Genomic DNA, 11608 nt, shown 5'->3' with positions numbered 1-11608 from the left:
CGCCGAAAATGAAAAGAAGAACTTTCTCAGCTCTTCATCCAGCGCATTATAAAATCTGCTATTGCGTTAACATCATTCAGATCCAGCGTCGGCACGTTCACCTTTAAGGCAATATCGCTGGCAATGGCTATCGTGTGTTCATCCAGTACCAGTTCACTCACATCATGACCGGCAGCGCTGCGAAAAAGCACAATCTTTGCCGTTGGTTCATGCTTAAAACCTTCCACCAGAATAATATCAAGCTTACTGCTGTCCATACGGCTGGCAAGATACGCCAGATCCAGCGCAGGCTCCTCCGGCGTTTCAGTCATCAGCGCCCAGCGTTGCTGGCTGGCGACCAGCGTTTGCGCTGCGCCCGCCTTCCGTAGTTCATAGCTGTCCTTACCGGGTTTATCGACATCCATATTGTGATGCGTATGCTTGATGATCCCGGGACGTATCCCTCTGGCACAGAGTTCAGGGATTAGCGCTTTAAGCAGCGTTGTTTTACCCGTACCGCTCCAGGCGGCAATCGCCAGCAAAGGTATCATTGATGCTCCTGTCTGCCAGCCAGATCCTCTGGCGTATTAACGTTAATAAAAGCGGATTTAATGTCGCTGCAATCCACCGCCTTTCCCCCTGCCTGGCGCAGAGCCACCATGACGCGACGTTCACCGGATGCCAGATATTCTGTCAGGAAAGGTGCGAGCTGACGGTGCATCAAAGTAATAGCCGGATGATCGCGCTCGCCATCGGACACCCATGCGGCAGGCGCGCCATTAAGACCGGCCCGCAGCCGCGCCGCCAGATCCACGGGAATTGCAGGCGTATCACACGGGCAAAACAGGAACCACTCGCTGTTCACCTGCTGCATAACCGCCAGCATGCCCGCCAGCGGGCCAGGAAAACCGGTCAGAGAGTCCTGAATAACCGGATAGCCGCTCGCCTGATATACGGCCAGATTTCTGTTGGCGCTGATAACCACCGCATCCACCTGCGCGGCCAGCTTTTCAGCGACGTGCCGCCACAATGGCTGACCATTAAGCTCCAGTAAGCCCTTATCTTTTCCACCCATGCGCGTGGCTTTACCGCCAGCCAGCACAACGCCGGTGATGGCTCCAGACTGATACACGAATATCGCCTCTTTTATTGTGGGTTTGACCCTGCTAACGTGTCTCTATCAAAATAAGGAGCACTGAGCATGAAATGTAAACGCCTGAACGAAGTCATCGAACTCCTCCAGCCTGCCTGGCAAAAAGAGCCGGAACTTAACCTGATGCAATTTTTGCAGAAACTGGCGCAGGAGTCAGGTTATGAAGGCGAACTGGCTGACCTTTCTGACGATATTCTGATCTATCACCTGAAAATGCGTGACTCCGCGAAAGATGCGGCGATCCCGGGTATTCAGAAAGATTACGAAGAGGATTTTAAAACCGCCCTGCTGCGCGCACGTGGTGTAATTAAAGAGTAAAAGCTTGTAAGCGGTGCCACCGAAATCGCCACAAAATGATATTCTGAGTCATTCGCAGTAATTTCCGGAACTTGGGATGACCGACAACGCTTTTACTTTCCAGACGCTACACCCGGATACCATCATGGATGCGCTGTTTGCGCAGGGGATCCGGGTTGATTCTGGTCTCACCCCGCTTAACAGTTATGAAAACCGCGTCTATCAGTTCCAGGATGAAGACCGTCGGCGCTATGTGGTCAAATTCTATCGTCCTCAACGCTGGTCAGCGGATCAGATCCGCGAAGAGCATCAGTTTGCAGAAGAGTTGTTGAGCGATGAGGTTCCTGTTGCCGCCCCCCTTTCGTTTAACGACCAGACGCTGCTCACCCATCAGGGTTTTTACTACGCCGTTTTTCCCAGTCTCGGTGGCCGTCAGTTTGAATCCGACAGCCTTGATCAAATGGAGTGGGTTGGCCGCTATCTGGGGCGTCTGCACCAGACCGGGCGCAAAACCTGTTTCGCCTTCCGTCCGGATATCGGCATTAATGAATACCTGCTTGAGCCCCGCGCCGTTTTTGAAAACGCCGCGCTGATCCCGTCCGGGCTTAAAGACGCTTTTCTGCGCGCCACTGATACTCTGATCAACGAAGTCACAGGGCAATGGCATAACCGCTTTACCCGGCTGCGTCTGCATGGCGATTGTCACGCAGGCAATATCCTGTGGCGGGACGGCCCGCTGTTTGTCGATTTAGATGATGCGCGCAACGGCCCGGCCATTCAGGATCTCTGGATGCTGCTTAACGGCGATAAAGCCGAGCAGCGCATGCAACTGGAAATGATCATTGAAGCCTATGAGGAGTTCAGTGAGTTTAATACGGACGAACTGGCTCTCATCGAACCGTTACGCGCCATGCGGCAGGTCTATTACCTGGCGTGGCTTATCAGACGCTGGGGCGATCCGGCGTTTCCCAGAAACTTTCCGTGGCTGACCGGGGAAGATTACTGGCATCAGCAAACCCTGACTTTCATTGAGCAGGTTAAGGTTCTTCGCGAGCCGCCTTTGCAATTAACACCTATGTATTAACGTCAAACATCCAGGAGAGCATTAACATGAAGAAGATTTGGCTGGCGCTGGCAGGTATGATTCTGGCATTCAGCGCTTCCGCTGCGCAGTTCACCGACGGCAAACAGTACATCACGCTTGATAAACCTGTAGCCGGAGAGCCTCAGGTTCTTGAGTTTTTCTCATTCTACTGCCCGCACTGCTACGATTTTGAACGCGTCTGGCACATCTCCGACGCGGTGAAGAAAACGCTGCCGGAAGGCACCAAAATGACCAAATACCATGTGGAATTCCTCGGCCCGCTGGGCAAGGATTTGACACAAGCATGGGCAGTGGCGATGGCGCTGGGTGTGGAAGATAAGATCACGGCCCCTATGTTCGAAGCGGTACAGAAAACCCAGACGGTGCAGAACGTTGCTGACATTCGTAAAGTGTTTGTCGATGCCGGTGTTAAGGGTGAAGATTACGATGCGGCGTTAAACAGCTTCGTCGTGAAATCGCTGGTTGCACAGCAGGAGAAAGCCGCAGCCGATCTGCAACTGCAGGGCGTACCGGCCATGTTTGTTAACGGCAAATATCAGCTTAACCCGCAGGGTATGGATACCAGCAATATGGACGTTTTTGTCCAGCAATATGCTGATACCGTCAAGCACCTCGTTTCGCTGAAATAAGTTTCAACAACGCCGGTCATCGATCGGCGTTGTGCTTTTCCTGCTGGCCCTGCGCTTCACGCCCACCCCATCCGATTTTGACGCCCGCTTACCGATCGCGCATTCAGACCAAACGCTTATATCCACATGGAGTAAATTGTCATCGATCCGCAATAACGATCGTTCTCATGCTTTTATTTAACTGAATATAAAGGATATTTTTAAAATCCCGATCGCCAGTAAAGCACAATTATCCAGTGCTATCGAAATAACTCACAAAGTTATCCACAGAATGAAGATGCGATCGATCCCGGAGATCGAGAAATCTTTTACTGCAAATTCGGCGAAAAACTGAAGTTTGCGCCGGTCTGTGGCATCCTTTAACCATAATTTAATAAACAGGCACGGACATCATGGTTCAGATCCCAGAAAACCCACTTATCCTTGTTGACGGCTCGTCTTACCTTTATCGCGCTTACCATGCGTTCCCGCCGCTGACCAACAGCGCCGGTGAACCTACCGGTGCGATGTACGGTGTGCTGAATATGCTCAGAAGCCTGATCCTTCAGTACCAGCCGACGCATGCTGCTGTGGTGTTTGATGCCAAAGGCAAGACCTTCCGCGACGAGTTGTTTGAACACTACAAATCTCACCGACCGCCGATGCCGGACGATCTGCGCGCGCAGATCGAACCGCTGCATGCGATGGTAAAAGCCATGGGCCTGCCGTTAATGGCGGTGTCTGGCGTTGAAGCCGATGACGTGATCGGCACTCTGGCGCGGGAAGCCGAAAAAATGGGCCGCCCGGTGCTGATCAGTACCGGTGACAAAGATATGGCGCAGCTGGTCACGCCAGGCATCACCCTGATCAACACCATGTCGAACACCATTCTCGGTCCGGAAGAGGTGATCAGTAAATACGGCGTACCGCCGGAACTGATTATCGACTTCCTCGCCCTGATGGGCGATTCCTCGGATAACATCCCAGGCGTACCTGGCGTGGGCGAGAAAACCGCACAGGCGCTGCTACAGGGGCTGGGCGGGCTGGATGCGCTCTATGCCGCGCCGGAGAAAATTGCCGGTCTGTCGTTCCGTGGGGCGAAAACCATGGCGGCGAAACTGGAACAAAACAAAGAAGTGGCCTACCTCTCTTATCAGCTGGCCACCATCAAAACGGATGTTGAGCTGGAGCTGACCTGCGACAAGCTTGAGGTAAAGGCACCGGCCGTTGACGAGCTGATGGCGATGTTCCGGAAGTATGAATTCAAACGCTGGACGGCCGATCTTGAAGCCGGGAAATGGTTGCAGACAAAAGCCGCTAAATCTGCGGCCCGTCCCTTTGAAGCCACAATTGTCGTGGAGGAAGATGACGAGCCCGCGACCGTGCTCTCCTCTGATAATTACCTGACCATTCTGGACGAAGAGACATTAAAGACCTGGATCCCGCGCCTGCAAAAAGCTCCGGTGCTGGCTTTTGATACCGAAACCGACAGCCTGGATAACGTCAGCGCCAATCTGGTGGGCCTCTCTTTTGCGGTGGAGCCTGGCGTGGCGATCTATATTCCCGTTGCCCATGACTATCTGGATGCGCCGGAACAGATCTCCCGTGAACGCGCGCTGGAATTGCTTACGCCGCTGCTGGAAGATGAAAAAGTGCTGAAGGTCGGGCAAAACCTGAAGTTCGACCGCGGCATCCTGCAAAATTACGGTATTGAGCTGCGCGGCATCGCGTTTGACACCATGCTGGAGTCATACATTCTGGACAGCGTGGTCGGGCGACACGATATGGACACCCTTGCCGATCGCTGGCTCAAACATACCACCATCACCTTTGAGCAGATTGCCGGTAAAGGTAAAAACCAGCTGACCTTCAATCAGATCGATCTGGAGCAGGCGGGTCGTTACGCGGCAGAAGACGCCGACGTCACACTGCAACTGCATCTGAAAATGTGGCCAAAGCTGCAACAGCACGCCGGCCCGCTGAACATTTTCAACAATATCGAGATGCCGCTGGTGCCGGTGCTGTCACGCATTGAGCGCAACGGCGTTAAAATCGATCCGGCGGTGCTGCACAAGCACTCCGGCGAAATCACGCTGCGCCTGGCGGAACTGGAAAAAATCGCCCACGACATCGCAGGCGAGCCGTTTAACCTGGCATCAACCAAGCAGTTGCAGACCATCCTGTTCGAAAAACAGGGCATTAAACCGCTGAAGAAAACGCCGGGCGGCGCGCCGTCCACCTCCGAAGAGGTGCTGGAAGAGCTGGCGCTGGACTATCCACTGCCGAAAATCATTCTTGAGCATCGCGGGTTGTCGAAGCTGAAATCGACCTACACCGACAAGCTGCCGCTGATGATCAATCCCAAAACCGGCCGCGTACACACTTCTTATCATCAGGCGGTGACCGCGACAGGCAGGCTGTCATCCACCGATCCCAACCTGCAGAACATCCCGGTGCGCAATGAGGAAGGGCGACGTATCCGTCAGGCGTTTATCGCCCCGGAAGATTACGTGATTGTCTCTGCGGACTACTCGCAAATCGAACTGCGCATCATGGCGCATCTGTCGCGCGATAAAGGCCTGCTGTCCGCCTTTGCGGAAGGAAAAGATATTCACCGCGCCACGGCGGCAGAAGTGTTCGGCATGCCGCTGGAAAGCGTATCCAATGAACAGCGCCGCAGCGCCAAAGCCATTAACTTCGGGTTGATCTACGGGATGAGCGCCTTTGGCTTGTCGCGCCAGCTCAATATCCCGCGCCGCGAGTCGCAAAAGTATATGGACCTCTATTTTGAGCGCTACCCGGGCGTGCAGGAATATATGGAACGTACCCGCGCGCAGGCTAAAGAGCAGGGCTACGTGGAAACGCTTGACGGCCGTCGCCTCTATTTGCCGGACATCAAATCCAGCAACGGCGCACGTCGTGCCGGGGCGGAACGCGCAGCGATCAATGCCCCTATGCAGGGCACCGCAGCTGACATCATTAAGCGCGCAATGATTGCCGTTGACCAGTGGTTAGAAACGGAAAAACCGCGTGTGCGGATGATTATGCAGGTTCACGATGAACTGGTGTTCGAAGTGCATAAAGATGACGTCGAAGCGGTATCTAAAAAGATCCATGAACTGATGGAAAACAGCACCAGGCTGGACGTGCCGTTGCTGGTGGAAGTCGGGAGTGGTGAAAACTGGGATCAGGCGCACTAAGGGTTCAATGAATAACGCGGTGTTTATGTAAGTAAGCAACATAACGCCGCACGTTTTGTGACAATCATTAGAATTCGCTATGTAAAGAATGAAAAAAAATTACAAAAAGCACTTTGTGTCCGTCTCAAAAAAGAGTAGAGTTAACGACGTAGGGTACAGAGGTAAGATGTTCTATCTTTCAGACCTTTTACTTCACGTAATCGGATTTGGCTGAATATTTTAGCCGCCCCAGTCAGTAATGACTGGGGCGTTTTTTATTGTGCAAAGCGGTAAAAAACACAGCGCAGCAGCCTGCCGCGCCCGTTCTTATTCTGCGTTTTCTTCTGCCGTCGGTACGCCGTTAAACCAGGTATCCAGCTTTTCACTCAGCTTATCAACGCCAATCTTTTTCAGGGAAGAGAAGGCTTCTACCTGCACATCGCCGTTAAACGCCAGCACGGCGTCACGCACCATCTTGACCTGCGCTTTACGCGCGCCGCTCGCCAGTTTGTCGGCTTTGGTCAGCAATACCAGCACCTGAATATCACTTTCCACGGCCCACAGGATCATTTGCTGATCAAGATCCTTCAACGGATGGCGAATATCCATCAGGATGACCACGCCCTGCAAACACTGGCGTTTTTCCAGGTATTCGCCCAGCGCGCGCTGCCATTTGATTTTCATCTCTTCCGGCACTTCGGCGTAGCCATAACCCGGTAAGTCGACCAGGCGCTTGCCATCGGCAACTTCAAAGAGGTTGATAAGCTGGGTGCGCCCCGGGGTTTTGGACGTACGCGCCAGGCTCTTCTGGTTAGTCAGGGTATTCAGCGCGCTTGATTTGCCTGCGTTGGAACGGCCCGCAAAGGCCACTTCAATTCCGGTATCGGCAGGCAAGTGGCGAATATCAGGCGCACTGATCACAAAATGCGTCTGATGATAATTCAATTTAGTCAAAGCGGTCGTCTCCATAAATAAAGCTTTGGGGGATTATACCTGAACGCCGGGAAAAGGCTGGTTTTCTCGCCATCGGCTCAAAATAGCCATTCGTTTTGTAAGACATTAGCCACGGCTTTTATGGGACATTTAAGAATAGTTGCAGGGTGACATTTGTCTAACCTATTGTTAATTAAAGACCTGCCAGTATGGAATTTTCCTAAAGCATGGCGTAACGCGTGTTACATACTTGTGAGTTTTCGTCAAAAAGGTAAAGTAGTGTGCAAAGGCGAGGACGCTACAGGATACAGACTTAAGGATAAGGGGTCTGGAGCGCCAGGAGGCGAAGACCGGGATTTTAAGGGATGATAAACGTCTGGAGACGTTTTTACAGGGACAGGGATTTAATCAGGGACGGTTTACCGCTAAAGGACAGACAGGGCAGGTTGCAAGCAAACACGGATGGTTCAGCCCGTTTCGGGTGGTGGGACAAGAAAAAAGGCGACAGTTTACTCTGTCGCCTTTTTTCTTTGCTTGCTTTCTGCTAGATTCCGCCGCAATTCTATACTGAATAAAAACGGCTCAAGACCAAACATTATGAATAAACCTTCGTCGGCTCCGCGTGGCAATGGCCCCGCAAAAACGCGTCGTAAAACCCGCGATGAAATCAACCAGGAATCTCGCGATCGCAAGCGCCAGAAGAAACACAGCGGCAATGCGGCGGGCAGCCGTGCGTCAGGCGGCGACAGCGCCTCCGGCTCCCGCGGTCAGAACAAGCAGAAAGATCCCCGTATTGGCAGTAAAACCCCGGTACCGTTAGGCGTCAGCAAAACCGCCGCCCCGGTAGCGCGTCAGCAAAAACCTAAGAGCGAGAAACCTATGCTTTCACCGCAGGCTGAACTGGATATGCTGGAAACGGATGAGCGCCTGGATGCGCTGCTGGAACGTCTTGAAGATGGCGAAACCCTGAGCAGTGAAGATCAGGCATGGGTGGATGCTAAGCTGGACAGAATTGATGAACTGATGCAGCAGCTGGGTCTTTCTTACGACGATGAAGACGACGAAGAAGAGGAAGACAAAAAAGAAGATATGATGCGCCTGCTTAAGGGTGGCAACTAACGGTTACTGCATGGGCTTACCCGTCCTGCTAATAACCCTTCCGGTTATATGTTATCTGGCGTGGTTATTCGTTAAACTACGACGGTTGTCGCAGCAGCAAAAAAGGCTGCGCAACCGGCTGATGACCCGCCAGGGGATCAGTCCAGGCCGCCGGACTCGCCGACGGCATTACCGGAAGGAGTAAGCATGTCTTCGCAGTTAATCGACTGGGATCTGGCCCTGATCCAGAAATATAACTATTCCGGGCCGCGTTATACGTCATACCCGACCGCGCTGGAGTTTGCCGAATCTTACGGCGAACCGCAGTTTCTGCAGGCTGTTGCCCGTTACCCGGAGCGCCCGCTGTCGCTGTATGTGCATATTCCGTTCTGCCACAAGCTCTGCTACTTCTGTGGCTGCAATAAAATCGTCACCCGCCAGCAGCATAAAGCCGATCAATATCTTGATGCGCTGGAGCAGGAGATCCTGCACCGCGCGCCGCTGTTCGCCGGCCGTCAGGTCAGCCAGCTGCACTGGGGCGGCGGGACGCCAACCTATCTTAATAAAGCCCAGATCAGCCGCCTGATGCAGATTTTGCGTTCGCAGTTCAGTTTTAATGCGGATGCGGAAATCTCGATTGAAGTTGATCCACGGGAAATCGAACTTGATGTGCTCGACCACCTGCGCCACGAAGGCTTTAACCGCCTGAGCATGGGCGTGCAGGACTTCAACAAAGAAGTGCAGCGCCTGGTGAACCGTGAGCAGGATGAAGAATTTATCTTTGCGCTGATCAAACGCGCGCGCGACATCGGCTTTACCTCGACCAATATCGATCTGATTTATGGCCTGCCGAAGCAGACGCCGGAAAGCTTTGCCTTCACGCTCAAACGCGTGGCGGAGCTCAGCCCGGATCGCCTGAGCGTGTTCAACTACGCGCATCTACCGTCTCTCTTTGCCGCCCAGCGTAAAATCAAAGATGCCGATCTGCCGACCGCGCAGCAGAAACTGGATATTCTGCAGGAGACGATTTCCTCGCTGATGGATTCAGGCTATCAATTTATTGGTATGGATCACTTTGCCCGCCCGGATGACGAGCTGGCCGTGGCCCAGCGTGAAGGCGTGCTGCACCGCAACTTCCAGGGTTACACCACCCAGGGCGATACCGATCTGCTTGGCTTTGGCGTCTCGGCCATCAGCATGATTGGCGACAGCTACGCGCAGAACCAGAAAGAGCTGAAACGCTATTATCAACAGGTGGATGAGACCGGCAACGCCCTGTGGCGCGGCATCGCGCTCACCCGCGACGACTGTATCCGCCGCGATGTCATCAAGGCGCTGATCTGCAATTTCCGCCTGGAATACGCCGCGGTCGAACGCGCATGGGATGTGAATTTCCAGGACTATTTTGCTGAGGATTTAAAACTGCTTGCGCCGCTGGCGAAAGACGGGCTGGTGGAGGTGGATGAGAAGGGTATTCAGGTGACGCCAAAAGGCCGTCTGTTGATCCGCAACATCTGCATGTGCTTCGATGCTTATCTGCGCCAGAAAGCGCGGATGCAGCAGTTCTCGCGCGTCATATAAGCGTATCCCCTCGCCAGGAGGGGATACGATTTAACTGAACAGCCCGACCAGCGCCGCGCACAGGACAGCCGCGATTGCCGTATGGGGCGTCTGGCTGGCTGCAGTGGCGACGTCTGCGCCGCTCGATACAAAATGAATTAATGACTCCAGCATGATCTCTCTCCCGCGTGAACGCGCCTGATCATACTCAACTCATCGGAACAGTAAAGCTCAAAATAGCAGCAATTTGCGGCTATGAATCCATCTTTACATTCATCCCGAAAATCATTCCATTCCCAGCTCTTTTAGCTTGCGCGTCAGGGTATTACGGCCCCAGCCGAGCAGGCGGGCGGCTTCCTGTTTATGCCCCTGTGTATGACGCAACGCCGTGGTGAGCAGCGTACGCTCCATCTCCGGCTGCGCTTCCGAAAGCAGGTTTTGATGACCGGAACGCAGCGCGCGATCGGCCCATTGCGCCAGCAGGGTCGCCCAGTTATCGGGCAGTGTTTGCGACGGGCTGTCCGGGATAGTGGTTTCGAACAGCTCGCCCGGCAGATCCTGAATCAGCACTTCCTGACCGGCCGCCATCACCGTCAGCCAGCGGCAGGTGTTTTCTAATTGCCGCACGTTACCCGGCCAGGCCACGCGCGTCAGCGCCGCTTCCGTTTCCGGGTGCAGTTGCTTGGCTTCCACACCTAACTCGCGGGCGGCGACCTGTAAGAAGTGGCGCGCCAGACGCGGAATATCTTCCCGGCGCTCGCGCAGCGGCGGCAGATGCACGCGGATCACGTTCAGGCGATGGAATAAATCCTCACGGAATTTCCCCTCCTGCACGCGCAGCTCCAGATTCTGGTGCGTGGCGGCAATAATACGCACGTCCACTTTTACCGGCGCAAAGCCGCCGACGCGGTAAAACTGTCCGTCCGCCAGCACGCGCAGTAAGCGGGTCTGCACATCCAGCGGCATATCGCCGATCTCATCAAGGAATAATGTGCCGCCATCGGCCTGTTCAAAGCGTCCCTGACGGATCGTATTCGCCCCGGTAAAGGCCCCTTTTTCATGACCGAAGAGTTCAGATTCAATCAAATCCTTGGGGATGGCCGCCATATTGAGCGCGATAAACGGCGCTTTCACGCGCGGGCTGTGGCGATGCAGGGCATGCGCCACCAGCTCTTTACCTGTCCCGGACTCGCCGTTAATCAGCACGCTGATGGATGAGCGCGACAGACGGCCAATAATGCGGAACACATCCTGCATCGCCGGGGCTTCGCCAATAATATCCGTCGTCGGGCCAAATACCTGCACGTTGCGCGGCTGCTGCTGCTCCTGATAATGGCTGATCGCACGTTCAACCAGCGCAACGGCCTCATCAATATCAAAGGGTTTCGGCAGATAATCAAAGGCCCCTTGCTGATAGGCGCTGACCGCCGCATCCAGATCGGAGTGTGCCGTCATTATGATGACCGGAAGCATTGGATGTCGTTGTTTGATCTGTTTAAGCAGGGCGAGGCCATCCATCCCTGGCATACGAATATCCGACAACAGAACATCCGGGGTTTTGGTGGTCAGCGCGTCAAGCACCTCGTTGCCACTTTCAAAGGTCGTACAACTCAAGCCAGCCCCGGTGAGCGCGCGTTCCAGCACCCAGCGGATGGAGCTATCGTCATCAACGATCCAGACTATCCCTCGCTGCATA

Annotated in this window: 12 protein-coding genes; 7 read left to right on the top strand and 5 right to left on the bottom strand. The window is 54.1% G+C overall.

What is annotated here, in order from left to right; translation table 11 throughout:
• Positions 1-26: 26 nt before the first annotated feature.
• Positions 27-530: a molybdopterin-guanine dinucleotide biosynthesis protein MobB gene (gene mobB / locus ACQUTD_RS19260; RefSeq protein WP_318373090.1), complete on the bottom strand. Its 504-nt coding sequence runs from the start codon at positions 528-530 to the stop codon at positions 27-29.
• A complete protein-coding gene (gene mobA / locus ACQUTD_RS19255; RefSeq protein ID WP_473277232.1) occupies positions 527-1111 on the bottom strand; it encodes a molybdenum cofactor guanylyltransferase MobA in 585 nt (194 codons plus the stop codon). Before mobA ends, mobB begins: the two co-directional genes overlap by 4 nt.
• 69 nt (positions 1112-1180) lie before the next feature.
• Here mobA and ACQUTD_RS19250 point away from each other — a divergent pair, with 69 nt between their 5' ends.
• The 5 genes from ACQUTD_RS19250 to spfP all read left to right on the top strand — a co-directional run bounded on the left by ACQUTD_RS19250 (position 1181) and on the right by spfP (position 6556).
• Entirely contained in the window at positions 1181-1450 is a 270-nt protein-coding gene (locus tag ACQUTD_RS19250) for a YihD family protein (protein WP_023479302.1), read from the top strand.
• A gap of 76 nt (positions 1451-1526) precedes the next feature.
• A complete protein-coding gene (locus tag ACQUTD_RS19245; protein WP_318364320.1) occupies positions 1527-2513 on the top strand; it encodes a serine/threonine protein kinase in 987 nt (328 codons plus the stop codon).
• Between the two features lie 26 nt (positions 2514-2539).
• Positions 2540-3163 (top strand): thiol:disulfide interchange protein DsbA, encoded by a 624-nt coding sequence (dsbA, locus tag ACQUTD_RS19240; RefSeq protein WP_072571416.1) that lies wholly within the window; start codon positions 2540-2542, stop codon positions 3161-3163.
• Positions 3164-3555: 392 nt separating this feature from the next.
• A complete protein-coding gene (gene polA, locus ACQUTD_RS19235) occupies positions 3556-6342 on the top strand; it encodes a DNA polymerase I (RefSeq protein ID WP_473277231.1) in 2787 nt (928 codons plus the stop codon).
• Between the two features lie 166 nt (positions 6343-6508).
• Positions 6509-6556 carry a small protein SpfP gene (gene spfP / locus ACQUTD_RS19230; RefSeq protein WP_071892919.1) on the top strand — a complete coding sequence of 16 codons (48 nt, stop codon included), beginning with the start codon at positions 6509-6511 and terminating at the stop codon, positions 6554-6556.
• Between the two features lie 92 nt (positions 6557-6648).
• On the opposite strand, the gene yihA is transcribed toward spfP, so the two are convergent.
• Complete coding sequence (yihA, locus tag ACQUTD_RS19225) at positions 6649-7275, bottom strand: ribosome biogenesis GTP-binding protein YihA/YsxC (protein ID WP_072571421.1); 627 nt, start codon at positions 7273-7275, stop codon at positions 6649-6651.
• 576 nt (positions 7276-7851) lie between these two features.
• Here yihA and yihI point away from each other — a divergent pair.
• Together yihI and hemN are read left to right on the top strand one after the other, a co-directional pair.
• Positions 7852-8373 (top strand): Der GTPase-activating protein YihI, encoded by a 522-nt coding sequence (yihI, locus tag ACQUTD_RS19220; protein ID WP_072571413.1) that lies wholly within the window; start codon positions 7852-7854, stop codon positions 8371-8373.
• A gap of 186 nt (positions 8374-8559) precedes the next feature.
• Positions 8560-9933 carry an oxygen-independent coproporphyrinogen III oxidase gene (gene hemN / locus ACQUTD_RS19215; protein WP_473277230.1) on the top strand — a complete coding sequence of 458 codons (1374 nt, stop codon included), beginning with the start codon at positions 8560-8562 and terminating at the stop codon, positions 9931-9933.
• Positions 9934-9963: 30 nt separating this feature from the next.
• Here the strand turns inward: hemN and ACQUTD_RS19210 are convergent, their stop codons facing one another.
• Both ACQUTD_RS19210 and glnG read right to left on the bottom strand, forming a co-directional pair.
• Entirely contained in the window at positions 9964-10086 is a 123-nt protein-coding gene (locus ACQUTD_RS19210; protein ID WP_158684879.1) for a YshB family small membrane protein, read from the bottom strand.
• A 111-nt stretch (positions 10087-10197) separates the two neighbouring features.
• Positions 10198-11607, bottom strand: coding sequence for a nitrogen regulation protein NR(I) (gene glnG / locus ACQUTD_RS19205; RefSeq protein WP_072571411.1), 1410 nt, complete (start codon positions 11605-11607; stop codon positions 10198-10200).
• Position 11608: the final 1 nt, after the last annotated feature.

This window comes from Enterobacter sp. K510, assembly GCF_055804875.1.
Note: the sequence above shows the minus strand (reverse complement) of the source record. Positions and strands in the feature narration are given on the sequence as shown.